This is a genomic window from Neptunomonas antarctica (assembly GCF_001305295.1).
In the GTDB taxonomy this organism is placed as follows: Bacteria; Pseudomonadota; Gammaproteobacteria; order Pseudomonadales; family Balneatricaceae; genus Neptunomonas; species Neptunomonas antarctica.
Map to the genome: position 1 here is coordinate 34,087 of NZ_LJSI01000044.1, position 25,454 is coordinate 59,540.

A 25,454-nucleotide genomic window follows, 5' to 3' on the forward strand; every position below is an offset into this window, starting at 1 on the left:
TAGAAATGAGAATATCTAAAGAGAACCAACAAAAACTTAAACCGACATTGTTTTCAATGGTGGTAGGGGTAAATTATGTCAGCGACTATTTTGGCGCTAGTATCTTATGCAAGCTGGGATCGAGCAGCTCTTTATCGAAGGAAGGAAGGCAGATGTATTTACTATGCTGTGCAATCAATAACCAGAGGGAAAAGCGTAAGTTAATTCAGACGGTTCACTGACTGTCCGTGGAAACGGGATAAAACAACTCTATACAGCCTGAACCTCAGTCACTTTCTCTGCTTCAGATTTAAAGCTTTTTACTTATGCAAAAGAAGATCAAATAGTGTTTAAAGTAGAGGGTTAATTTATGAAACTGCTGCTTGGTTGAATGAAACCAAACATTAAACAAGAAGCAAAAGCTCCATTCTGCTGGATATAGTGAATGACTGACCAATGTAAGCTTAGGGTTGTGGATTCAGTGGATGGTTGCCATGGTCTTCCGCTCGCTCAGCGTTCGCTTTCAGGGATTTAGATGGCTGGGCAAGAGCTCTGGGGACTCGTCGGTCATGACGCTATCCATTTAAAGACTGGCAAACTTAAAAAGGTTTTTTACGCGGGAATATTCAAGGTTACGTCGAACCATAGCACTGTCACCATCTTCGTAGTTTCACTACAAAAATAGTATTTATGAAGGATTTTTATGCAAATTATGCAGACTTATATTCAATTTATGCAGACTTATGGTGCAAACGACAAAGTAAAAAAAGAGATGGTGATAGCTCCACCAGCCACATCCCGGCACACGAATCACCGCTGTGGCTGCTTCCTTCCGGATCTGACCAGGTTCACGGTTTATCGTTGCGAGAGGACCGGCAGAGCTACCATAGCAGGTCGATCTTTCTGTTCTTTGCAGAACAGGGGCGCATTATAGCAGTGTGTTTTTGTATTGCAAACAAACTCTTACTTTTAAGTTGATCTACATTGAATGCTGCCCCGCCTGGCGTATTATCGACTTTTTTATCCAGCGATGCATCAGGTCGTGGTGGTCTCTGGCGTGCCAGTACAGGTAAAAAGGTAGCGGCTCGCCTTTTAGCTCTGGCGGCAATATCTTGGTTACGACGGCCCTGCCTTGTGATATTTTCGCGATCAGATTAGTAGGCAGCATGAACAGCAGATCGGTTTTTTCACAAAAATCAGCCACGCTCATAAAGCTACTCAGACGCAGCACTGTGTTTCGTGTTTTTCCCATTTCCCGTAGCCGGTCATCCATAATCGCAGGGCCTTTACCGGTAATCGATATGAATCCATGCCGGGCAGACAGATATTCCTCCAACGTAATCTCTTTGCTTGCTAGAGGGTGATGCTCGCCCATTATCAGCGCGGTATCTGTTACATCCAACATTACCCGATGAAATTGATCTTCCGCTATCAATGGCGCGAGACCGGAGATTGCAAAATGAATATCCCCTCTTGAAAGCATTTCAAAATAATCGGCGGGTCGTGAATCCAGTTCCACCTGCATTTCAGGCGCTTCCTGGCGCATCACTGCTAATAAATCAGGTATATAGAGGGCTGTTTCTAAATCGGGCCCTGCAATTTTAACGATTTGCTTAGAGGTTTTAGGGCTAAATTCAGGTTCTGAAATAATATGGCTGACACTTTGCAGTAAGGTTTTCAGGTCGCCGATTATCTGTGTTGCTCTTACGGACAGGTCGTACCCTTCTGTACTTCTTACCAGTAATGGATCTGAAAAAGTGCTCCGTAACCGCTGTAAAGCACGGCTCACAGCTGGCTGGCTCATATGCAGCCTTTCTGCTGCTTTTGTGACTTGTTTTTCATCTAACAGGGCCTCAAGCACTACCAGAAGATTGAGGTCTACCGATCTTAAATTCACTTTACGCATACTTACCATCATCAAAATGCATTAGATGAATTCATTATGCACCTTTATACTGTATCCATCAAAATGTGCTGACAGCACTGATGCGATATACCGTAAAACTTGCGAACTAATATGAACAGTAAGAGTCTGATTTTTTTATCTATCAGGCATTTTTGGCAACACAAGCAACGAGATAACAATGGCGTTAATAAAAGCAGTGCGTAATCAAACAACCCACTATGGCTGGGGCTCCATTGCGCTGCACTGGCTAATGGCATTAGCCATTATGGGTATGTACCCTCTTGGCCTGTATATAGACTCCTTAACTTACTACGACCCAGAATACACAACGGTCCCAAACTGGCATAAAAGCATCGGTATTCTGGTCGCCATTTTTCTTATAATCAGGCTTGGATGGAAAGCTATAAACCCTCAGCCAACACCTATTGAATCACATTCAGATCTTATCAAACGGATAACTAAACTGGGCCATGCAGGGCTTTATCTGGTATTGATCACTGTTTTAATCTCCGGATACCTTATTTCTACGGCCGATGGACGCGCCATTAGTGTCTTTGACTGGTTTAGCGTACCTGCTTTACCTGAGCTTGTTGAAAACCAGGAAGATATTGCCGGCGAAATTCATTTTATCGTGGCCACTACGCTTATTTCATTCACGGCTTTACATGCTATCGCTGCACTTAAACATCACTTTATCGATAAAGACTCAACACTCAACAGAATGTTGGGAATCAAGGAGACTCCATGAATACATATCTTAAAACAACGTTGGCACTGGGCGGTTTAGTTCTGGCGGCAACGCCTGTCTACGCAGCTGACTATGTTATTGACTCTAAAGGTGCTCATGCGGCTATTGAATTTCGTATTAGCCATTTAGGTATTGGCTGGGTAAGTGGCCGCTTCAATACATTTGATGGTCAATTCAGCTACGATGCAGAGCAACCCAACAATTCAACCGTATCGGTTAATATTGATACAAGTAGCGTCGATTCAAATCATGCTGAACGCGATAAACACATTCGCAGCGGTGATTTTCTGGATGTTAAAGCATTCCCTACGGCTAAGTTTGTTAGCACGCAATACACTGATAATGGTGATGGGTCTGCATCTCTGATGGGAGACCTGACACTACACGGCGTGACTAAGCCTGTGGTATTGGCTGTTACTAAAGGCGGTGAAGGAAAAGATCCCTGGGGTGGTTTCCGTGTAGGTTTTGAAGGCTCTGCTGAAATCCAGCTGAAAGATTTTGATATCAGCTACAATTTAGGCCCAGCCTCTGAAACGCTCTACCTTACTCTGACTGTTGAAGGTGTTCGCCAGTAAACTGATAACAGATAATAAAAAGGCACCCCAAGGTATATATATAACCTAAGGTGCCTTTTTAATGCTTACAACGCTATATCAGATGTTACAACGCAGCAAGAACCGCTTCTGCTTTACTGACTTCGAACTGTTTTGGCGCTTCAACATTTAATTGTTTCACAACACCATTATCGATAATCATCGCATAACGTTGTGAACGCATACCGCCGAAATCACCGGTTTCCATTTCAAGACCTAGCGCTTTGGTAAAAGCACCGGCACCATCAGCAATCATAGTGATGGCTTCTGCATTCTGCTGTTCACCCCATGCACGCATAACAAATGCATCGTTTACGGAGATACAGGCGATCATATCAACGCCTTTTGCTTTAATCTCGTCTGCGAGAACAACAAACCCTGGTAGATGATGCGCAGAACAGGTTGGCGTAAAAGCGCCGGGAACCGCAAATAGAACTACTTTTTTACCTGCGAATAATGTATCCGCTGTGGTTGCTTCCTGACCATCCTTTGTCACCAGCGTTACAGATACTGCTGGAATCGAGTTTCCTAATTGAATCATGATAATCTCCACAAGTGTGACCGTCATTTTAATCAAATTTCACTCAAACAAACAGGAATTTTATTGGTAACGCTGCCCGTTCAGCTCTATCCATCCAGCGACATGTCGATTTGCCGGATCATGATGCGTCCAATGCACGACGCCACCTTTTTTATTCCACTCGTACTCACCCTTAAATCGGATTAAACCACCTACTTTCAAGGCGTTAACTCTTGGCGCCAGATCAATATTATGAGCAATCAGGATGGTTTGAGTCGGGTTTATTTTCACTATAAAGCGCTGATGCTGAGAGCCATTTGTATCATCCGGAAGTACTTTTACGACCGTCCCCTGCGCACTGATAATAATATCACTTTGCTTATTCCTGAATGCTGCTTCAATGTCACCCTGCGATGAGTCTGCTATCGCTGTATTGCTTGCCGATTGTTGAGTTGAATTAGCTGTCCCGACGTCCTGCTTAATCAGGTTTCCCGACCCGTATTCATTGGCTACCCAAACCAGACCTAATACAGCAATAAGAAGGATACGTAGTTTAGAGCTAAGTTTAGAACTAAATTTAGGGCTAAGCGGTATTTTCACAAATTATTCCTTTTACTAAAAAGCAGCCTATAGAATGTTAAGCTATATAAAATGAGATCAATATTAAAAGGGTATAACGCGTATGCATAATCCTATTATTGCCATCGCTTTGGCAACTCTAAGGAAACACCCGACAGGTTTTGATGAATACACCCTCATTAAAGCGGCCGAGTTTGCAGGGATTTTTGACGCGATCAATTCACCGCCTGAATTAGCACTGTTTCAGAAACATTTCTTAACAATGAATGCACTTTATCAGCTGCAGGCTTCTTTCTGGGAAGACGAACAGCTGTATCTCTCAATCTCGGCCATGCACATTTATTTGGAAAGCCATCTGGAAACACATTTGGAAACGCAGCACATAAACGCGGCTGATTTTATTTCAAGCGATACCACCACACAAACGCTGCCTCAGCAAAGCCGTAATGAAGCACTGAGCTCTTATTATCTGGATTGGTCACAGTATGACAATGCCGATGAAGCCTCCGTTTCCCAGTTACTGAACAGTTTCTGGGAGCGGTTTCTCAACCCACAACAATACAATGAAGCATTAGCCGTATTGGAAATATCAGAGCAGTCTCCTGATAAAATCACTATCAAACGACAATTCCGCCAGTTAGCCGCTCAGCATCATCCCGATAAAGGCGGAGATCCGGATACGTTTATTGCCATACGTGAAGCCTATGAGCTGCTTACGTGATGCTGGCTGCCAGGCTATTCGATTAACCGAATCCGTTCAAATCGGGCAAAACGCGGTTTACCGTATCGGGTTTTACCGTTAAACCTATAAGTGATGGTGCTGCCGATATCAGGAGGAGCCTGTCGTTCGGCGTCACTGAAACCACTTCCTATTCTAAATCTCATGCCCTCTTTATCTTCGACAAGTAGCGCACCGAGCATTCCTTTATATTTACCTTTTCCCGGCAACCATTCGACAACTTGCGCTTCTGCATCCTCATATCCCTTTAGTTTCAGAAGATCATGCGTACGTTTCGCTTGGTAGAGCCCTGCGCCGCGATAAAGCATCACACCTTCTGCACCTTTTGCCGTCCAATCAGTCAATTGCTGCTCAAGTGCCCGGGACGAGCTAAAAGGTAAAATGTCGACCGCTTGAATATGTGTTTGTGCCATCGACGCGACCCATTTTTCTAAAACAGCGCGACGCTGCTCATACGTACCGGGATAATGAGGAAGATCAAACAGGTAAAACTTAACGGCGCGCCAACTTTCTTCATCTGCCTGTAAGCTACGCGCAATCCCCGATACACGGTCAAATTGTTGTCGCTCAATCCACAACTCACCTTCCATGGCGATAGTCGGTAACGCTTGCGTGAACCATGCCGGCGCATGAATAGGATTGCCCTGTCGGGTTAATAGCTGCTGCCCATCCCAGTAACCCCGGACACCGTCCAATTTTTCGGCATACCAGTATCCTTTCAGATCAATATGCAGTTCATCTGGATCAAGGCTTTCTGCCAGCTGCAAAGGAGGAATATTGCTTATTTCACTCACTGTCGCCCAGGCAGAACACGCCGTGAATGTGCCCAGTGCCAACAAAGGCAGACTCAATAAGAGTTTTTGTGTTGTATTTTCAGAGCAATACTTTTTAATAACGCTCTTTTTAAAAGATAAGTACATAAAACCATCCTTGGTTAGTGGACTATTTTTACGGCATTCTTTTTGACTTTTTTAAGACAGTCTTTTACGACTGTCTACACCATAAAACAGCGCAAAAAGTACGGGCACAACAAACAGCGTAAGGATAGTCGCAAAACCTAATCCGAACATAATCGTGACGGCCATTGGTTCAAAAAATACATCAGATAACAACGGAATCATACCTAAAATTGTTGTAATGGCGGCCATCGCTACCGGCCTTACACGGCTAACCGCCGCGTCCTGAATAGCCTGCAACCATGAAACCCCCTCCTCGTCTTCTAAGCGTTTGATCTCTTCGACCAGCACAATGCCGTTTTTAATCTGCATTCCAACCAAACTAAGAATAGCGAGTAACGCCGTAAAGCTAAAAGGAGCGCCCATTACAATCAACCCCCATGTCACACCAATAATCACCAACGGTACGGTTAACCACACTGCCATTGTCTGTTTCATTGAATTAAACATGAACACGGTGATAACAAACATCAGCAAAATGCCTAGTGGAAATGGCGTAAACACGGCTTTGTTGGCTTTTTGTTGCGCTTCGTACTCCCCTCCCCATTCAAGCTCGTAGCCGGCGGGTAACGGTAAGGCTTCTACTTTGCTTCGTAATTTACCGAGCAGGTCGACGGCTGTGATATCACTCACTGGGTTAGGATCAGCCATAACTGAGAGTGTACGCTTACGGTCGCGGCGCTTAATTAACGGATCTTCCCAGGCTATTTCAAATGATTTAACGACCTGCCCAATACTGATATAAGCACGCTGTGCCGGACTATAAATCTGTAGGTTTTTCAGCCCTTCTACGCCCTCTTTTTCAGACGCAGGAGACGCTAAAACGATAGGCAACTGATCTGCTCCATCTCGATACATGCCAATCGTCAGGCCATTCACGTTCATTTTTAATGCATTATTCAGATCCGTTTCACTGATACCCAAACGTCGACCTTCGGCTTCATCATAAACCGGACGCAGCACCTTGGTACGTGAGCGCCAATCCTGATCAACATTAATAGCCTCTGACTCTGCATTAAAAATTGCAGTCACCTGAGCAGCCAATCTACGCAATTCATCGGGATCGGGGCCTTTTAATCGAGCTTCAATTTTAGCTTTAGTGGAAGGCCCGATAGATACCTGCGTAAATTTTGTAAAAGCCTGTGGATACTCTTCCTGCAAAATATGCTGAACACGCTGGATAGTCGGTTCAAGATCTTCATAAGTGTCCGTTTGTAAAATCACCTGAGCATAGCTCGCAAAATTTCGCTCCGGGCTATAGGTCAGCATAAACCGATCGGCACCACGACCAATGGTACTCACTACTTTATCAATATTCGGTAATGTCAGAATGCGCTGCTCTAACTGCTTGATATCGGCTTCCGTAGCACGAATATCGCTACCTTGTGGTAACCAATAATCCACCAGCACCAAGGGTAAGGAGGTCGAGGGGAAAAAACCCTGTTTTACGTATTTAAAGCCATAGACTGATCCCATCAGAATACCCACTAACAGCAGCAGAGTCGTCCAGCGAAATCGCAGCGAAACGTTCAATAATGATCGATAACCCTGATAGATAATGCCTTTATAGGGATCGATATCAGGTAGCTTTTCCGATTCAGATACTGCTGATATAGGTTTATCTTTAAACACCAGATAACAGAAAAAAGGCGTGATAGTGACCGCCATTATCCAGCTCAGTAATAATGAAATAAACAGCACCCAGAATAAGCTGCTGGTGAATTCGCCACTGGCATCAGGTGACAAACCAATAGGCGCAAACGCAGTAATAGCGATGACCGTGGCTCCCAACAAAGGCCAACGGGTATTGTTGACGATTTTATTAGCCGCCTGCATCCGCGTTAACCCGCGCTGCATGCCGATAATCACCCCTTCGGTGATAACAATGGCATTATCAACCAGCATTCCCAGTGCAATAATCAGCGCGCCTAATGAGATGCGATGTAACTCAATCCCAGTGATACGCATGACAATAAAAGTCCCCAGAATAGTGAGCAACAAGACAGCACTCATCAAGACACCGGGCCCAACACCCATCGACACCAATAGCACGATCACCACAATAGCAACGGCTTGTGCCAGACTAATCAGGAAGTCATTAACCGAGGCCTCAACCTGAGCAGGCTGGTTATAGATGTAGTCGAGTTGCATCCCTACGGGACGAGCGTACTCAAGTTCAGCCATGCGTTGTGTAATCGCATGGCCTACATCCACCACATTAACACCAGCGGTAAACGAGACATTAACCGTGAGTGCGGAGTCGCCATTAAATCGATACAGATGAGTAGGCGGATCAATATATTCTTTTTTGATATGAGCGACATCTACCAGATGAACAAGCTCTCCATTGGTCTCGCCTAGCAAAATTCCGCCTAAGCCTGCCGCTAGCTGCCCGGTATCACTCACAGGACTGATACGGATATATTCACTGCCAACCTTAATACTGCCGGCATCACCGACCAGATTATGCGTACTGAGAACCTGCTGTAAGGCCGTTACAGAAAAACCAGAGGCGGCTAATCGAGCGCGATCAATCGTTATGGTTATCTGTTCATAACGCTTGCCACCCACAATGACTTTGCTGACACCAGGAACCAACACCAATTCACGCTTTAGAAAATCTGAATAATCTGACAGCTGCTTGTAGTCATACCCCTGCCCTGTAACTGACATAAAAATGCCATACACATCACTGAAATCATCAATAATCTGCGGCGGTGTAACGCCCGATGGCAAGAAAGGTGTCAGATCGTTAACTTTTCTGCGCATTTCATCCCAGATTTGCGCGAGGTCATCTTTACGGTAGATGCTTTTCATCGTCACTTTTATCTGAGAAAAGCCCGCACTAGAGGTGGATGTTATTTCATCCACGTAAGGTAATTGCTGGATCGCATTCTCCAGCACCAAAGTTACCTCCTCTTCAACTTCAAGCGGAGAAGCGCCGGGATACGCGGTATTAATCAGCGCTTCTTTGATGGTAAAAGCAGGATCTTCAAGACGTCCTAGCCCCGTAAATGAAAAGATTCCACCGAGTATCAGGAGAACTACCATCATCCATGTAATCGTCGTATGACGGATACTGTATTCAGCCAGATTCATTGTTATGCCTTCCTTATAATCCGCGTTCTTTTTCGATAGCACGGACTTTTTGATCTGGTTGAATATAAGCGACACCTGCTGTCACAATGCGGTCACCCGATGAGATGCCATTAATCAGTATTGTCTCACCTATGATTCGTAGCGTAGAAACCTGGACCAACTCAGTTCGCATCTGCGTATTTAAACGCCACACAAAGGTTTGAGACTCTTTCTCAAAAACAGCACTTAACGGCACACTAACCGCCGTGCCGCTTGGCTCACCCAGCAAAACACCCGTCAGATCTAATTCGATACTGGCCGACATCCCGGGTAATATCCGGAACGTCTCTGGCTTAACCATGCTAAAGACCACGCGATAGGTACGCGTTACGGCATCCGGGACGGAGTCATGTTTTTTGTAGCAGGCCGTAAATGACTGCTCAGATTGACTCTCGAATCTCACCTCAGCACAGGCGCTTTTAGCATCGACCTTAGGGTCAAGTTGCGTTAACAGCCCTTCAGGCACGCTGAAGTTAATATCGATTTCATGGGTATCCTGTAACTCAATCACGGGCACCTGCGCTTGCACTGACTGAAAATTTTCGATATCAACACGCCCAATTACACCATCAAAAGGAGCAAGTAATGTCGTGTAACTTAAGTTATCAGTTGCTGTCGCTAGCGCGGCGGCGGCGGCCTTTAAATTAGCACGTGCTTCATCCAGCTTTGTCTGGCTGGCGTATTTTTTCTGTAGCAGCGATTCTATCTGTGTAAACTGAATGCGTGCCAAATCATAACGCGCGCGACGATCTGCCAACGCATTATTGAAATCGGCCTGATCTAAGCGGGCAAGCACATCACCTTTTTTAACAGCCGTACCGGCAATTACCGGGAGCTCTCTTAACTGCCCTGATACACGAAATGCCAGCGCCGAATGCCTTGATGCTTCAATGGTCGCGGGAAAAACCCGTTTCATGTTAACCGCTGCAGACTCTGCTATCGCAATGCGGGTCGGCCTGATCAACTCCACTACTTCTTGCGTCGACGACGCTGACTTATCACACCCAGCAAGCACAAACCCAGTCAATATTAGAATCGAAATTTTGAGTATAATTTTCATTACATAAGCCATAAACATTCGTGAATGAATGTATTTTATCTTATATAATTCAAACCTCAAAGGTATATATAACGGTACAAGCAGTAAGATATGGCAAAGAAAACAAAACAAGAAGCACTGAAAACCTATCATGCACTTCTGGATGCCGCTGCTGAGCTATTTAGCTATCAGGGTATAAGTCACACGACATTGCATGACATCGCCTCAAAAGCGGGCATGACTCGCGGGGCTGTCTATTGGCATTTCAAAAATAAAGAAGATGTCATTAAAGCACTATGGGATAGGGACGCTGCGCCTATCATGCAGGAATTTATTACTAAAATCACTGCAGTTTCAGCAGCAGAGCCCTGTAACCATTTTAAAAATACCATCAAGGAAATGATAAAGCAGGTCACTCAGAACCCAAAAGTAAGCCAAACGGTGCGCATCACGCTTAATTCAACTGAAATAACGACTCATCAGACTGAACTGCAGTCTTATCTTGAAGATAAATCGTTTATTTTTTATCAGGCATTTGTGGTCGCTCTGAGTAATTTAGGGAGCCAGAATTTACTGAAATCAACCCACAGCCCTGAGTTTTTAGCCGGCGCTTTGTGGAGCTATCTACACGGCCTCGTCGATATCAACATGAATACTCATATTATGAAAATTGATCTGAAAAATAATAGCGATCAATTAATAGATTTGTTCCTTGATGGCTATTTTCACGCTGAATAACCCGTAAAATAGAACCAAAACACACCAGAGATTAACTATGCTATTCATATTACCTGATACTGCAGGAGACCTGATCGTCGTACAGGCTTCTGAAAAGCTGACAGCAGAAGATTATCAGAACGTATTAGTGCCACTGATTAATGAGAAAATAGGCCCCTACGGGCCATTGCGGGTTGTTATCTATCTTGACCAGTCGTTTAGCGGCATGGAAGCGGGAGCTGTTTGGGAAGATGCCAAATTAGGTTTGGAACATACTGAAGACTTTCTTCGCCTGGCCGTTGTGGGTGGACCTGACTGGATAGAATGGGCAACCAAACTCGGCAACTATCTCATCAAAGGTGAAACCAGGCACTTTGAAGAACGCCAGTTCCTCCAGGCGCTACACTGGGTAGATGATGTTGAGGCTGGCGTACAAACTGAACAATAACCGGTTATGGGCGCTTGCCTAACGTAAACGAGCCATTCTGCTGAAACTGGATGGCTTCTTTACGTTTCTTTCCAATGAGAAGCGGGCCGTCATCCAGGAATAGAAAGTTTTTCCAATGCTTTCTAAAGATGTCCCATGTGGTTTCAACAACATGTTCTCCCGAATAACAGAAATACACGATACTGTTCCCTTCCCACCCGATGTATTCGTCAACGAGCTCAGGGAGCGCATCAGCATCACCCTCCCATGCACTTTGCCAAAACCCTGTTTCGTCCCAGGATGCAGCCTGATTCGCCCAATCATCCTTCGCTAATTCGCTCGCATCAAGACTATCCTGACTAATATTAAGCGCCCATATTTCACTTGCCCGTTTTACTGTCATGGGTTTAATCAAGGAAAGATCGTCAGCAGAGATCGGCATATCCTGGTGTTGATAAAACCAAAGATGGCGATACTCGTTTAAAGGGATATAATTCATTTATTAACTCTATTAAGACGTTTTGGCCAAAGTATACCGGCTAGCGGTCACAGACACACCTGTGTACTCTACAGGCATACCCATACAAAGTATCTGCCCAATACATTTCATCACGCTCCGCGATCAGGCATAATATGTTCCATGAATAAACGTCCCACCAAAGCACAGACCCGTCACGAACTTGAACGTAAAGTTCAAGAATTTATCAATAATGGCGGTACCGTTGAAGAAGTCAACAGTGGCGCTACAGGCTTAGAAGACGGAGCCTATCATCGTAACAGTTTCGTGTTTGGTCATCCTAAACAGGAACGAACACCGGTACCCGAAGCACTCAATGCTATTGATGCTCGTCGCCGGGTGAAAACCGAAAAAACAGCATACTCCCCACCCAAACGACCTCATAAGAAAATTATCTATGATGATTTCGGCGAAGTCGTTCGTGAAATTTGGGTTGAAGAATAAAGCTGTAAAATCCCTTTCCTTTTCCGCTAAATCGGGTCTATAGTGAATTTAGAGCAATTAATCTATTCACTACAACCAAACGGAGCTCCACCGCGTCACGATATCAATGTTGATTTATACGCAGCTGTTACAGTTGCATTTTTACAAAGTAAGGAAATTATATGATCATCAACATCACTAACCGTCACGATAAAGTTTCTCCTTCAGTTCGCGAAAAAATTGAATCTTGGCTAGAACAAAGTCAGGAACGATACGACAATATATCAACCGTACAGGTTACTCTTGACAAAACAGACCGACTGGAAGAGGTAGAAGCCACCCTACATACAGCTGGCAGAGAAATTAATGCCAAAGCATCTGATGAAAATCTCTTTGTCGCTTTGGATGCACTGGCTCAAAAAATCGATCGTCAGTTAGCTAAGCTTCATGACAAACAAGTGCACAAAAAAGGCACACCAAAACACACCACGCTGATTGGTGAAGAGGCCATTAATGATGATGACATTGATGACGAAGAAGAGGTTTACCAAGCTTAGTCATCACTTTTTTTAATAAATCCAGTTTATATAGATAAAGGCCCTGCGGGGCCTTTTTTCTTGTTAGCTTTTAACATTCACATCATGACCAACAATACAGGCTTCAAAAATGGAACAGGACATTGCTATTGAGCTTCTCAGCCAAACACGTGTAAGTAATGGCTGGTTAAAACGGATTAGCCACCATTCAACAACAACCAAAAGCCGTATGACTTTAGCCATTTACCTACCGGACACCGCTAATGACAAGCCACTTCCGGTCCTTTATTGGCTATCAGGTCTGACGTGTAATGATGAAAACTTTTGCCAGAAAGCCGGTGCATTAAAGCTCGCATCAGAATTAGGCCTCGCGATTGTCTGTCCTGATACCAGCCCACGGGGTACAGATTACCCAGGTGAGCATGATTCATGGGATTTTGGCAGTGCGGCTGGCTTTTATCTGAATGCAACCCAGGCTCCCTGGTCCGAAACATACCAGATGTATGACTATGTTGTGACTGAATTACCTTCGCTGATCGAACAAAACTTTCCTGTTTCAGACCTGAAATCAATTAGCGGTCATTCGATGGGCGGCCATGGAGCTCTGATATGTGCTTTAAAAAATCCCGGACACTACCGCTCGGTCTCCGCCTTTTCACCCGTTACTAATCCATCACAGTGTCCATGGGGAGAAAAAGCCTTTTCGCATTATTTAGGCAGTAACAAGCAAGCCTGGGAAGCTTATGATGCCTGCGAACTGATCCGTACATCTTTAACCGAACGACTGCCGTTACTCATTGATCAGGGAAGTGCTGACTCTTTCCTTGATGTGCAGCTAAAACCCGACAATCTGAAACAAGCATGTGAGGCCGTTAATCATCCGCTCACACTGAGAGTACAACCGGAGTACGATCACAGTTACTATTTCATCAGTACCTTTATTGATGATCACCTGAAGCACCACGCAACAGCGTTAGGGATTTTATAAGCAATGGACCTACGGAGGAGAAGGATATGTTTTTAAGCACTCTTGGCATTAAACGCGTCAGCGAGCTATTCGTTAAAATAGCTTCGTATTCTTTGATACTGTTCCCCGTATATGGACATACAAGTAACCTGTGGCTAGCGCCACTTTTACAGGACCACACGCTGGTAGGAAAAATTTATAATATTGAGCAGCAGCAGTTTATCAGTGAAGCCGCCTTATTTTCAGCCTTACAACAAACGCCCTATATTCTCGTAGGCGAAAAGCATGATAACAATGATCACCATCGTCTTGAACAACGGATTTTAGAACAGTTATTAAACGATTCGTCTACTCAGGTCGTTTTTGAAATGCTGACTCTGGAACAACAATCCAAAATCAATACATTGAATACAGACGATACGCTTGAAAAGATGAACCAGAAACTAGAGTGGAATGATAAAGGCTGGCCATGGAATGATTACGGCCCCTTAATCGAAACCGCGGTGCGACGGCATGCTTCGATAAAAGCAGGTAACATCAACACATCAACCATAAAAGAAATTTATCGACTGGCCAGTTCTCAGCAGACATCTTCAGCAGCGGGTTTCAAAACAGTCGAAAAGATCTCTGATAAGGTTAAAGAAACCATACTGAATCAAGTGTATGAGAGCCATTGTCAGATGATGCCCAGAGATCAGCTGGTACCGATGCTCGCTATACAATTGGAGCGGGATGCGAGTATGGCTAATGCCATGGTCACAACAGGCCGAGGCCCTTCTGTGCTGATTGCTGGCAGCTTCCATACGCTAAAAGATGTCGGTGTGCCGCTGCATCTACAACAATTGACGCATAGCACGCTAAAGACGCTGCTACTATCTGAAGTCGCAGAAGGTAAAAACAACCCAGAGGATTATGCCTCATCCAGTGAAGCCGACTACATCTGGTTCACCCCGATGCAATCGAATGAAGATCATTGTGATGACTTACGCCTCCGGCATAAGTCATCTGCTGATCAATAAGTAATAAAATGGAATAACTGATCAAACCCGTAACAACACAGCTCTTCACATCATCGTGAATGAGTCAGCATCCTGCCATGCAGGAAACACCTCTCTGAATTGCTGAACTTCGCTTAAATTCAGCACCACAGTCTCAACAAAACTCTGCCCTTGTGGTTTATCCAGCATCAGCTCACCCTTAAAATTAATGGCTAACGAATCACCACTGTAATGCAGCCCAATACCGTCTTCTCCTACACGATTTACACCCAGCATATAACATTGGTTTTCGATCGCCCGGGCCTGCAACAAAATACGCCAGGGATTACGACGAGGTGCGGGCCAGTTAGCAACACAAATGGCCAGATCATAATCATTCTGGTTACGCATAGACACAGGAAAACGCAAGTCATAGCAGATAGTTGGCAATATACGCCACCCAGCATACTCAAAAATAACTCGCTCAGAGCCCGCCCTATAATGCTCATGTTCATTACCCATGCGGAACAGGTGGCGCTTGTCATAAGACTGCACATCTCCTGTCGGAGATACCAGCAGCATCCGATTAATGTATTGAGTGCCTTCTTGAATAGCCACAGAACCACACACAGCAGCATTCAACGCTACCGCCTGGGCCTGCATCCATAAAAGCGTCTCTCCTTCCATTGGTTCAGAATGTCGCTCAGGGCTCATCATAAAGCAGGTAGTAAACATTTCTGGCAAAATAATCAGATCAGCCTGCCCTGCAAGCGATTGCATTTTTTCAGCCAGCATCTGTCGATTTTCTTCGGGCGACTGCCAAACCAGCTCTGTTTGAATCAGTGTTACGCGTAAATTTTCTATCGGCACCATGCCTGCTCTCCTAACTATTCCTGTTTTCCTTATCACTATCTGGGAACGACCCGGATCACGACCTTATATCGCAATAAGACGCGCCGCTGCATTCCTTAAGGTCTCATCACCTTTTGCAAAACAGAAACGAATTAACTTCATTTCAGGATTTGTATTACAGAAAACCGAGACAGGTATCGCCGCCACTCCCACTTCTTTAATCAACCACTGACAGAACTCTACATCGTTCAACTCACTGATCGCACTGTAGTCTACCAGCTGAAAATAGGTACCTTCAGCGGGCGTAAATGAGAATTTTCCTGGCGCTAAAAGTGAGTTGAATAAGTCGCGTTTTTGCTGATAGAACGCCGGTAACTCATGATAATGCGACGGTTGCTCGCGCATAATATCGGCCAATGCAAACTGCATCGGTGTGGAGGTCGAAAACGTAAGATATTGGTGAACTTTACGAAGCTCGACTGACAACACCGCAGGTGCCACGCAATATCCGATTTTCCAACCAGTCGTGTGGTAAGTTTTACCAAAAGAGGACACCACAAAACTGCGTTGATATAGCTCAGGATGGCTGAGTAAACTGTGGTGCTGATGACCATCAAACACGATGTGCTCATATACCTCATCACCCAGCAACAGGATATCAGTATCACGTACCAGCGCTGCCAATTGTTCAAGGTCCTCTGCCGATAAAATAGAACCGGTTGGATTATGTGGTGTATTAATAATGATCATGCGCGTTTTCGGCGTAATAGCATCTTTTAACTGCTGCCAATCAATACGAAAAGCAGGCGCGTGTAACTGCAAATGAACAGCCACGCCACCATTGAGTTCAATCGCAGGCTCATAACTATCATAGGCAGGATCAAAAATAATCACCTCATCGTCGCGTCTGACAACTGCGGCAATCGCTGCAAAGAGAGCTTCGGTGGCACCGGATGTTACCGTTACCTCGGTTTCAGGCGACACTGTCTTGCCATAAAGCATTGCCACTTTTTTAGCAATTTCTTCACGCAGCGCCGGTATACCTGTCATAGGTGCATATTGATTCGCTCCTTGAGAAATATATTGCCCCACGGAACCTAATAAGTTTTTAGGGCCATCAAAGTCAGGAAAACCCTGAGACAGATTGATGGCCTTATATTCTGCAGCCATCTGAGACATCACAGTAAAAATAGTCGTGCCGACTTTGGGTAATTTCGTGGCAGGATAGTTCATTTAAGGAAGCCCGGTATAAAATAAAGAAGGAGGTCATTGATACGCGATTAGACGGCGAATACCCTTTTAGTCACGCTCTATAGTGTGACTTTAATATAGTCAGTTTTGGGCAATTCAGCGACTAATTTCGGGCTTCTTTACAATAATGCAACTTCTCCGCCATAGGACCTAAAATAAATGGAAAGCCCATACAACTGAAATCGCTATATCGATTTCAGTTGTATCTCCAGCATTAGCATCTTTAATTTCGCCCAGGGCGGCTCAACCCAGAATGGGGCAGTGATATAACAAAAAGAAACAAAGCGGGGCATGTAGCATCGAAATACGCACCAGCTTGATACATACGTCAGCTGTTTATGCAAACACCCAAAAAACATAAAAAAGAATAATTTGTCGATTACATGAAAACAACAGATAAAACATAATGTTTTAATCTTTAATTTAGGTATTATTACTTAAATCAAAGCTTTCCAAAGGTTAAGTTTGCATTAATGCTCCGTAATACCTTAGGGTAAAGATAGAAAACAAATAGTATCCAACTACAGATTTTGAATTTGCAGGCAACAAAAAAACAAATTGTAGCGAGGCATAAAAATAAATGGAAAATTCAGCTTCCAATGAGGCTTTTGTACGATTTGACGGTGTTCAGAAAAGCTACGATGGAAAAATACTCGTAGTTAAGGACTTGAACATCGACATTCCACGCGGAGAGTTTCTAACCATGCTTGGGCCTTCCGGTTCAGGGAAAACAACTTCATTAATGATGTTGGCAGGATTTGAAACCGCAACCCACGGCGATATATATCTGGATGGCCAAGCCATCAACAACGTGGCACCCCACAAACGGGGTATAGGTATGGTGTTCCAAAACTATGCCTTGTTTCCGCATATGACGGTTGCTGAGAACCTAGCCTTTCCACTTCAAGTCCGCAAAATGGGTAAATCAGACATAGAGACGCGGGTAAACAGAGCACTTGATATGGTCGAACTGGGTAGCTTCGGAGACCGACGCCCTGCTCAGTTATCCGGTGGCCAGCAACAACGTGTTGCGGTAGCCCGGGCATTGGTATTTGAGCCTGAGCTTATTCTTATGGATGAACCACTCGGTGCGCTGGACAAAAACCTGCGTGAACAGATGCAATATGAGATCAAACATATTCACGAGCGTCTTGGCGTCACCGTCGTTTATGTGACCCATGATCAATCTGAAGCACTGACAATGTCTAACCGCATAGCCGTATTTAACGACGGTGTGATTCAACAATTAGCCCCCCCTTCCGAACTATACGAAAAACCGATCAACTCCTTTGTTGCCCAGTTTATTGGCGAGAACAATAAACTGTCTGGCACGCTGCAATCAACCCAGGATGGTGTCTGTAAGATCCGCTTATCCACTGGAGAAGAAGTTACAGCTCTCGATATAAATACCGATGGGATTGGTAAAGAAAGCACTCTTTCTTTACGCCCTGAACGGGTATTTCTCGATCCGGTAGAAGGACAATGTGACAACATTTTCAAAGGCAAGGTTGAGGAAGTTATCTACCTTGGAGATCACAAGCGTGTGCGTATGAACGTATGCGGCCATAAAGATTTCATTGTTAAGGTCGCCAACTCAACTGATAACAAGGGACTGCAAGTGGGTGGAACATCAGCCATTGGCTGGTCGTCCAAAGACTGTCGTGCTCTTAATCCGGCCTGATAGCATCATGTTGCTAAATATATAAAAATAATCAATCACAATTAGATGAACTTTTTAACAGCGTCTTCAAACAGACGTCATGTCATAAAGTCTTAGAGGAAATACCAAATGAAGAAGTTTTCCAAACTAAAGTCTGTCGTGGCAATCGGTGCTGCGATCTGCGTTTCTACTGCAATGGCTGCAGAAACCCTGACGGCCGTATCATGGGGCGGCGCATACACACAGTCTCAACGCGCGGCTTATAGTGACCCCTTCACGGCTAAAACCGGCATCAAGATCGTCGATGCAGATAAGTCAGGTAACGCTCTGGCCGGTCTTCGTGCACAACAAGAAGCAGGTAACATTACCTGGGACATTGTTGATATATTGGAAGGGGATGCCATGCTGGCCTGTGACGAAGGCCTTGCGCAAGTGCTGGATTATGAAAAAGACTTAAATCCCGGTGCAGACGGCACCCCTGTTATGGAGGACTTTGTAGAAGGATCTCTCTCTGGCTGCTTCGTTCCAAGCATTGTTTACTCCACACTGTTTTCATTCAACAACAACGCATTCCCGGGTGAAAAGCCGAAAACTATTGCTGATGTATTCAACGTCAAAAAATTTCCGGGTAAACGCGCCCTACAGAAAATACCCGATGCTAACCTTGAATGGGCACTGGCTGCTGACGGTGTTCCCTATGAAGACGTTTATACTGTCCTCGGAACTCCTGAAGGTGTAGACCGTGCTTTCGCTAAACTCGATACCATCAAGGATAGTGTAATCTGGTGGGAAGCGGGTGCACAACCACCACAGCTACTGGCCGACGAAGAAGTTGCCATTGCTTCCGCTTATAACGGCCGTATTTTTAACGCTCAGGTAGTTGAAAACCAACCATTCACGCTAATCTGGGACGGTCAGGTATTCGAGCTGGACGGTTATATCGTTCCTAAAGGTACACCTAACAAGAAAGCGGCTATGGACTATCTTCGCTTTGCGACTGACACCCAGCGCCTTGCAGATCAGAGCAAATATATCTCTTACGGGCCTGCTCGTAAGTCTTCCGCACCTTTAGTCTCCACACATAAAGAAACCGGTGTAGAGATGGCGCCTCACATGCCTACTAACCCAGCAAACTTCAAAACGCCTATTAAAAAGAATGCAGCGTTCTGGGCTGATAATGGTGATGAACTACGTCAGCGCTTCAACGCATGGCTTATACAATAAGAGAGTAAACTGCGGGGGCTTCCCAGCCCCCTCTTTATTAGTTTAAATACTGATTTCCACGCTAAGGTCAGAAGCTTAACCTAGCACAGAATCAGAATTTGGTCTGAGTTTGGATGATGACTCACACCACGGGCGGTCATTACCTCATACAACCGCCATTTTAATTCATCTTTATTAAAGGGTTTGTGTTTCTCATGATGGCAAATACAGTCGAGGCCGAAGGCCAGTTAACCCCGGAAGAGCAGAAGCGCTTAACCGCCGATATGCATCGATCCCTGCGTCGTAAAAAAATCGGCGCGCTGTTTTTGGTTGCTCCGCTGCTTATCTTCATTATGGTAACTTTTGTCGCCCCCATAGCATCCATGCTGTACCGTTCGATTGATAACCCGCAAGTACTCGAGTACATGCCGAACACCTCCGCAGCCCTCGCTGACTGGGATGGTAATGAACTTCCGGATGAGGCGACCTTTGCCGCACTAGTGACAGACCTTGCTGAGGGCCGCAAAAACTACACTATTGGTAAAGTAGCCACCCGCCTTAATTATGAAAAAAGTCAAATGCGCAGCCTGATAATGGGTACCGCGCGCAAGGCAGGCAAACTAAAGCCACCCTATAAAGATCAGGTTATAAAGATTAAAGCAGGCTGGAGTGATATCGATAACTGGAAAGTTATAAAACGAGAATCAAAAAGCCTCACAGCCTCTTATTACATCGCTGCCTTTGATATGGAAACAACACCTGACGGTGAAATCAAAATGCTGCCCGAAAAAGAGCGAGTCTATCTCGCCATGCTCTGGCGTACCATCTGGATGTCGGTGTTGATAACCCTATTAACATTGATTTTAGGCTACCCCGTTTCCTATCTGCTGGCGTCACTGCCTATGGGCATAGCAAACACCCTTATGATATTAGTATTGCTACCCTTCTGGACCTCTTTGCTGGTTCGAACCTCGTCATGGATAGCGTTGCTACAAGGACAAGGCGTAATCAATGACGTACTGGTGTGGTTTGGGCTAGTAAATGATGAAAGCCGCCTGAGCATGATCTACAACGCCACGGGTACCGTCATCACCATGACACATATTCTGTTGCCATTTATGATTCTGCCCCTGTATTCAGTGATGAAGACTGTACCGCCGAGTTATATGCGTGCAGCCCGTTCATTAGGCGCGACCCCTTTCACCGCGTTTTATCGCGTTTATCTGCCTCAATCAGTACCTGGGGTTTCTGCGGGCGCGATTCTGGTCTTTATACTGGCCATAGGGTATTACATCACTCCTGCGCTGGTCGGTGGTCAGTCAGGTCAATTTATCGGCAACATGATTGCCTATCATATGCAAAAATCTCTTAACTGGGGACTTGCTGCGGCACTTGGCGTAATTCTATTGGTGTTTGTGATGGGTCTATATGCACTTTATAGCCGTTTTGTAGGCAATAACAATCAGATGAGTTTGAGGTAAAACCATGGCAATTCCATCCTATGCGGGGCCCCTGGAAACATTCTGGTACTACGCTTTTCGTGCATTTTGCGCATTAGTATTTTTTTTCCTGATTTCGCCACTGCTTATTATTATTCCACTGTCGTTCAATGTTGAACCCTATTTCAGCTTTACGCACGGGATGCTGACACTTGATCCCGAAGCCTACTCTTTACGTTGGTACGAGGAGTTCATTAACAGCGAGCGCTGGATGAGTGCGATGCAAAACACCTTTATCGTCGCGGTTTGTTCAACCATTCTGTCTATGACTCTGGGCACTCTGGCGGCACTCGGACTGAGTCGCTCCGAACTGCCCTATAAAGGTTTAATCATGGGGTTATTAATTTCTCCAATGATTGTGCCACTTATAATATCGGCAGCAGGCATGTTCTTTTTCTATTCCTCGATTGGGGTTTCACAGAGTTATCTAGGCCTGATTTTGGCACATACAGCACTGGGAACTCCTTTTGTTGTTATCACTGTTACAGCAACCTTGAGCGGCTTTGATCACAACTTAGTCAGGGCGGCGACCAGTTTAGGGGCAACACCGACCTATGCCTTCTTTAAAATCACCGTCCCGCTGATTATGACCGGTGTCATTTCCGGAGGGTTGTTCGCATTGATGACCTCCGTAGACGAAGTAGTAGTCGCGCTGTTCATTGCAGGTGCAGAACAGAGAACAGTGCCGATGCAGATGTGGGCAGGTATTCGTGAGCAGATTAGCCCAACGATTCTGGCGGTGGCTACATTGCTGGTGCTCATGTCTATATTGCTATTAACCACGGTGGAATACCTACGCCGCAGATCTGAATCCCTCCGCGGAATCAGTGCTCACTAACATAAGGATCAAGCGCCGGGAGCCTTCGTTCCCGGCATGCTTATGCGAATATGATAGGGGGGGCAATTCGCCCGGCAGGAATGAAAAGAATCAAATCAGATAATTAACAGCCGCTATACAACAGTATCAAACAATGCTGAAGATAACGGCTGCCCTTTTAGTCTAAAGTATTGAGCTAGCGGCGTGTAAACTAACTATTTGTTAAGTAATAGTTAGCCTTTACCGCGTGTAGTCGTACTCTGCGGTTTAGCACTTTTTTCGATATGCTCAATGATCATACTCGCAACATCTTTACCCGTTGCCGCCTCAATACCTTCCAGACCCGGTGACGAATTAACTTCCATCACCAGAGGGCCACGGCTAGAACGAAGCAGATCAACACCCGCAACGCCCAAACCCATTGCTTTAGCCGCGGTAACCGCCGTTCTGCGCTCTTCTGGTGTTATCCTGACCAACGACGCATTACCACCGCGATGCAGATTAGAACGGAACTCACCTTCCGCGCCCTGTCTTTTCATGGCGGCAATGACCTTATCACCGATAACGAAACAGCGAATATCCGCCCCGCCCGCTTCTTTGATAAACTCCTGTACCATGATGTTGGCTTTCAGCCCCATAAACGCTTCGATAACGCTTTCGGCGGCTTTACGTGTTTCAGCAAGCACGACACCAATACCCTGAGTACCTTCCAGTAATTTGATAACCACTGGCGCACCACCGACCATTTCCAGCAGATCTTTTATATCATCTGGCTTGCTGGCAAAACCCGTCACAGGCATACCAATATTTTTTCTGGAAAGCAGCTGCATTGAACGCAATTTATCACGCGATCGGGTAATGGCAACCGACTCGTTAACCGGATAAACACCCATCATTTCAAACTGACGCAAAACTGCACAACCGTAGAAAGTAACCGAGGCACCGATACGCGGAATAATTGCATCGAAGCCGACTAAATCTTCACCCTTAAAGTGAATCGAGGGCTGTTCTGAATTTATATTCATATAACAGCGTAATGCGTCGATTACCTGAGTTTCATGGCCTCGTGCTTCACAGGCTTCTATAAGACGACGAGTCGAATAGAGCTTTGAGTTTCTGGATAAGATACCAATTTTCATTTCTGTTCTCCCGGCAACCCAAACTGATATGACAAGGTTGGGTTAATAACCATTTTATCTGACATGGCCGTACGGCCGACAAGCATTCTGAATTTCATATTATCTCTATTAGTGAGCGTTATCTCAGCAGGCCAGCTCTGCTCACCAAAATTGACTATTGTGCGAACCACATAACGTAATTCACAGTGGCCACCTGAATCTGTTACTTTGCGATAATCCAACACTTTTGCCTCACACCGCACAACGGTGTCAGTATCATGCTGATTAGGATGCATTGAGAACTTCACCCATGAGTCATTTCCTTTTGTAAATCTCTCCACCTCAAAAGCATGCAGGCAAGACGTTCGTGCACCGGTATCCATTTTGGCTTTAATAGCATCAATACCCAATCCCGGTAAAGAAACCCACTCTCGCCAGCCGGCCACTAACAGTTTTTTCTGAGGCTGAAGTTTATCTTTCAATGCTGTGTCCCCAACAAGGCCATTATCCAAAAAACATAAAATTAAGTTTTACTACAAAAAAGTAAGGCGGGATGTAGATTTTCGGCGATTATAATCCCGTTACTCCACATTAAGATAGCGGTTTTAGTTAATAAAAATAATAATTTTAAAGCACGTTTTGAGCAACCTTTTTTTACTCTTAATAAGCTCAAATCAGAAGACTTTCATAGGCGTGATTATCCAGGCCTTACTCAAATCAATTATCGATACTCAGCATAAATTTTTCCGATAGTTCCGTCTTGATACATTGCTTGCAAAGACTCGTTGAGCGCATCAATCAAGGCTGACGACGTATCTGGATGAAAGGCCAGGCCCATCGTGGTTTCCTTAAATGTGAGGGATGTGACCACTCCCTCCACGCCCTGCTCTTTGGCAATATAAGCGCCTAAAAGATGCCCTGTTGCCCACAGATCAATTCGTTTGCGTGCCAGCTTTAATGCGTTCAAATCATCACGGCTTACTAAATCAAGCTTAAAACCCTGTTTCTCAAGATACAACGCAATAGCATCCCCACGATACCCACCGATGCGGTACTGTTTTGCATCTTCAAGAGAATTTAACTGGATATTCCGTGCCTTCATCGACAATAAAACCCAGTTATTAAGTGTCAGAGGGCTAACCCACTTAAACAAAGCTTCACGATCGGGAGTCCGCGTTGTAGAAAAAACACCCGTTCCCGGTACCTCTAAGGCTGCGACATAGGCACGGTTCCAAGGCAGCAGTGTTATTTCATAATCAAGACCGTTACGGGCAAACAGTTCCCGAACGATGTCTGTTGATATACCCGATACCTCTCCCGTACTCGCCATCATATTAAAGGGAGGATAAGACTCTGTTGTCAGCTGAATGGTTTCAGACCACGTCGTTTGGCTGAATAAAATTGACAAGGATAAAAATGCATACCTAATAACGTTCAGCCTCTTCATGACTGAGCATCCTTTACCTTATTGTTCTGTCGGATCTTCTTAAAGGTAACAATCAGACTTTTCTGCATACGGGTCATAGAGTCTGCCAACATACCGATCTCATCGTCACTATTCACGTCAATCACCGTGTTTAGCTTGCCCTGACTGATCTCACTCGCCTGCTCGGCCAATCTGCGAATAGGTGTAATCAGAAACTTACCCAACAACAACATCAGAATAGTGAAAATCGCAGCATTCAATAATAAAACACGTATAACTTCTTTAATGATCAGTGACTGAATCTCTTTATGCATAAAGCGGTCACTGACAAATACTTTAACTTGGCCAATAACCTGGTCACTCGTTTTGACATCGGAGACCGATGTTGCGAAAGCTCCTTTAATATTGCCTGTTGAAACCGAAACGTCCCATTTTTGGTCCCGTTCTTTAGCACTCATGACCGTTGTGCCATTTTCGTCATAAACCGTAATACCAAGCAAATGATTTTCCAGCATCTCAGCTTCTATTGCGCTGCCCACCCCTTCGCTGTCCAGATCCCAAAGAGGGGTAACCAAATGCTGCGCCAAGCGCTCTGCCGTAACCTCTGCTAAATTTCTCAGCTGATTTTTTTCATTCTCGATGACTTTAAACGTATCAAAAATACCGACAGCTACCAAGATTGCCGTCGTGCACAAAAGAGTGATCAAAATAACTTTATTACGGATAGACCCCGTATATTGCTTACTCATTGTTTTGCCTTTTGGTTTTTGATTATTCATATTGGGCAATAATACTTTCGTATCATTAATTTGACAATGCCAGTTCTGTTATCAGGACATTCAATTCGCGACCTGCATCAAGACAATC

26 protein-coding genes and 1 other RNA gene are annotated in these 25,454 nt (G+C 44.9%); 13 read left to right on the plus strand and 14 right to left on the minus strand.

Features of this window, described 5'->3' with window-relative positions; all coding sequences use genetic code 11:
* Positions 1-761 precede the first annotated feature (761 nt).
* Both ffs and Nant_RS11110 read right to left on the minus strand, forming a co-directional pair.
* Positions 762-857: signal recognition particle sRNA small type (gene ffs, locus Nant_RS21055), an RNA gene on the minus strand.
* Positions 858-958: 101 nt separating this feature from the next.
* A complete protein-coding gene (locus Nant_RS11110) occupies positions 959-1,897 on the minus strand; it encodes a LysR family transcriptional regulator (protein ID WP_238377126.1) in 939 nt (312 codons plus the stop codon).
* 166 nt (positions 1,898-2,063) lie between these two features.
* Between Nant_RS11110 and Nant_RS11115 the strand changes: the two genes are divergently transcribed.
* Positions 2,064-2,633 carry a cytochrome b gene (locus Nant_RS11115; RefSeq protein WP_054341721.1) on the plus strand — a complete coding sequence of 190 codons (570 nt, stop codon included), beginning with the start codon at positions 2,064-2,066 and terminating at the stop codon, positions 2,631-2,633.
* Positions 2,630-3,208: a YceI family protein gene (locus Nant_RS11120; protein WP_054341722.1), complete on the plus strand. Its 579-nt coding sequence runs from the start codon at positions 2,630-2,632 to the stop codon at positions 3,206-3,208. The genes Nant_RS11115 and Nant_RS11120 overlap by 4 nt, the downstream gene beginning before the upstream one ends.
* Positions 3,209-3,293: 85 nt before the next feature.
* On the opposite strand, the gene Nant_RS11125 is transcribed toward Nant_RS11120, so the two are convergent.
* A complete protein-coding gene (locus Nant_RS11125; RefSeq protein ID WP_054341723.1) occupies positions 3,294-3,767 on the minus strand; it encodes a peroxiredoxin in 474 nt (157 codons plus the stop codon).
* A 60-nt stretch (positions 3,768-3,827) separates the two neighbouring features.
* Positions 3,828-4,346: a DUF3465 domain-containing protein gene (locus tag Nant_RS11130; protein ID WP_238377127.1), complete on the minus strand. Its 519-nt coding sequence runs from the start codon at positions 4,344-4,346 to the stop codon at positions 3,828-3,830.
* Positions 4,347-4,428: 82 nt separating this feature from the next.
* Between Nant_RS11130 and Nant_RS11135 the strand changes: the two genes are divergently transcribed.
* Positions 4,429-5,046, plus strand: coding sequence for a DNA-J related domain-containing protein (locus Nant_RS11135; RefSeq protein ID WP_054341724.1), 618 nt, complete (start codon positions 4,429-4,431; stop codon positions 5,044-5,046).
* Positions 5,047-5,060: 14 nt separating this feature from the next.
* Here Nant_RS11135 and Nant_RS11140 read toward each other — a convergent pair whose 3' ends face one another.
* Genes Nant_RS11140 through Nant_RS11150 form a run of 3 tightly spaced genes read right to left on the minus strand, consistent with a single transcriptional unit; the run spans position 5,061 to position 10,218 of the window.
* A complete protein-coding gene (locus Nant_RS11140; RefSeq protein ID WP_054341725.1) occupies positions 5,061-5,984 on the minus strand; it encodes a DNA ligase in 924 nt (307 codons plus the stop codon).
* A gap of 51 nt (positions 5,985-6,035) precedes the next feature.
* The gene (locus Nant_RS11145) at positions 6,036-9,119 is read right to left on the minus strand and encodes an efflux RND transporter permease subunit (protein ID WP_054341726.1); all 3,084 of its coding nucleotides are present in this window, start codon (positions 9,117-9,119) and stop codon (positions 6,036-6,038) included.
* Between the two features lie 13 nt (positions 9,120-9,132).
* Positions 9,133-10,218, minus strand: coding sequence for an efflux RND transporter periplasmic adaptor subunit (locus Nant_RS11150; protein ID WP_054341727.1), 1,086 nt, complete (start codon positions 10,216-10,218; stop codon positions 9,133-9,135).
* Positions 10,219-10,308: 90 nt separating this feature from the next.
* Between Nant_RS11150 and Nant_RS11155 the strand changes: the two genes are divergently transcribed.
* The gene (locus tag Nant_RS11155; RefSeq protein WP_054341728.1) at positions 10,309-10,935 is read left to right on the plus strand and encodes a TetR family transcriptional regulator; all 627 of its coding nucleotides are present in this window, start codon (positions 10,309-10,311) and stop codon (positions 10,933-10,935) included.
* Between the two features lie 37 nt (positions 10,936-10,972).
* Complete coding sequence (locus Nant_RS11160; RefSeq protein WP_054341729.1) at positions 10,973-11,362, plus strand: SpoIIAA family protein; 390 nt, start codon at positions 10,973-10,975, stop codon at positions 11,360-11,362.
* Between the two features lie 4 nt (positions 11,363-11,366).
* Here Nant_RS11160 and Nant_RS11165 read toward each other — a convergent pair whose 3' ends face one another.
* Positions 11,367-11,840 carry a DUF2947 domain-containing protein gene (locus tag Nant_RS11165; protein WP_054341730.1) on the minus strand — a complete coding sequence of 158 codons (474 nt, stop codon included), beginning with the start codon at positions 11,838-11,840 and terminating at the stop codon, positions 11,367-11,369.
* Positions 11,841-11,981: 141 nt separating this feature from the next.
* On the opposite strand from Nant_RS11165, the gene Nant_RS11170 reads away from it, so the two are divergent.
* From Nant_RS11170 to Nant_RS11185, 4 genes are all read left to right on the plus strand, one after another.
* Positions 11,982-12,302, plus strand: coding sequence for a hypothetical protein (locus tag Nant_RS11170; protein ID WP_054341731.1), 321 nt, complete (start codon positions 11,982-11,984; stop codon positions 12,300-12,302).
* A 161-nt stretch (positions 12,303-12,463) separates the two neighbouring features.
* Positions 12,464-12,838, plus strand: coding sequence for a ribosome hibernation-promoting factor, HPF/YfiA family (hpf, locus tag Nant_RS11175; protein WP_054341732.1), 375 nt, complete (start codon positions 12,464-12,466; stop codon positions 12,836-12,838).
* 109 nt (positions 12,839-12,947) lie between these two features.
* Positions 12,948-13,805 (plus strand): S-formylglutathione hydrolase, encoded by an 858-nt coding sequence (gene fghA, locus Nant_RS11180; protein WP_054341733.1) that lies wholly within the window; start codon positions 12,948-12,950, stop codon positions 13,803-13,805.
* 26 nt (positions 13,806-13,831) lie between these two features.
* Positions 13,832-14,803, plus strand: coding sequence for a ChaN family lipoprotein (locus tag Nant_RS11185; RefSeq protein WP_054341734.1), 972 nt, complete (start codon positions 13,832-13,834; stop codon positions 14,801-14,803).
* A gap of 45 nt (positions 14,804-14,848) precedes the next feature.
* Here the strand turns inward: Nant_RS11185 and Nant_RS11190 are convergent, their stop codons facing one another.
* Together Nant_RS11190 and Nant_RS11195 are read right to left on the minus strand one after the other, a co-directional pair.
* Entirely contained in the window at positions 14,849-15,634 is a 786-nt protein-coding gene (locus Nant_RS11190; RefSeq protein WP_054341735.1) for an amidohydrolase, read from the minus strand.
* A gap of 63 nt (positions 15,635-15,697) precedes the next feature.
* The gene (locus tag Nant_RS11195) at positions 15,698-16,846 is read right to left on the minus strand and encodes a pyridoxal phosphate-dependent aminotransferase (RefSeq protein WP_054341736.1); all 1,149 of its coding nucleotides are present in this window, start codon (positions 16,844-16,846) and stop codon (positions 15,698-15,700) included.
* 598 nt (positions 16,847-17,444) lie between these two features.
* On the opposite strand from Nant_RS11195, the gene Nant_RS11200 reads away from it, so the two are divergent.
* From Nant_RS11200 to Nant_RS11215, 4 genes are all read left to right on the plus strand, one after another.
* Positions 17,445-18,545, plus strand: a complete 1,101-nt coding sequence (locus Nant_RS11200) for an ABC transporter ATP-binding protein (RefSeq protein WP_054341737.1) — start codon at positions 17,445-17,447, stop codon at positions 18,543-18,545.
* Positions 18,546-18,653: 108 nt separating this feature from the next.
* Positions 18,654-19,748, plus strand: a complete 1,095-nt coding sequence (locus Nant_RS11205; protein WP_054341738.1) for an ABC transporter substrate-binding protein — start codon at positions 18,654-18,656, stop codon at positions 19,746-19,748.
* A 194-nt stretch (positions 19,749-19,942) separates the two neighbouring features.
* Positions 19,943-21,208, plus strand: coding sequence for an ABC transporter permease (locus tag Nant_RS11210; protein ID WP_082400212.1), 1,266 nt, complete (start codon positions 19,943-19,945; stop codon positions 21,206-21,208).
* Between the two features lie 4 nt (positions 21,209-21,212).
* Positions 21,213-22,064, plus strand: a complete 852-nt coding sequence (locus Nant_RS11215) for an ABC transporter permease (protein ID WP_054341739.1) — start codon at positions 21,213-21,215, stop codon at positions 22,062-22,064.
* 212 nt (positions 22,065-22,276) lie between these two features.
* Here Nant_RS11215 and rimK read toward each other — a convergent pair whose 3' ends face one another.
* From rimK to Nant_RS11235, 4 genes are all read right to left on the minus strand, one after another.
* Positions 22,277-23,182: a 30S ribosomal protein S6--L-glutamate ligase gene (rimK, locus tag Nant_RS11220; protein ID WP_054341740.1), complete on the minus strand. Its 906-nt coding sequence runs from the start codon at positions 23,180-23,182 to the stop codon at positions 22,277-22,279.
* Positions 23,179-23,643, minus strand: a complete 465-nt coding sequence (locus tag Nant_RS11225) for an ATP-dependent zinc protease family protein (RefSeq protein ID WP_054341741.1) — start codon at positions 23,641-23,643, stop codon at positions 23,179-23,181. Before Nant_RS11225 ends, rimK begins: the two co-directional genes overlap by 4 nt.
* 239 nt (positions 23,644-23,882) lie before the next feature.
* Positions 23,883-24,608, minus strand: coding sequence for a substrate-binding periplasmic protein (locus Nant_RS11230; protein WP_054341742.1), 726 nt, complete (start codon positions 24,606-24,608; stop codon positions 23,883-23,885).
* Entirely contained in the window at positions 24,605-25,336 is a 732-nt protein-coding gene (locus tag Nant_RS11235; RefSeq protein WP_054341743.1) for a HAMP domain-containing protein, read from the minus strand. The genes Nant_RS11230 and Nant_RS11235 overlap by 4 nt, the downstream gene beginning before the upstream one ends.
* Positions 25,337-25,454 lie beyond the last annotated feature (118 nt).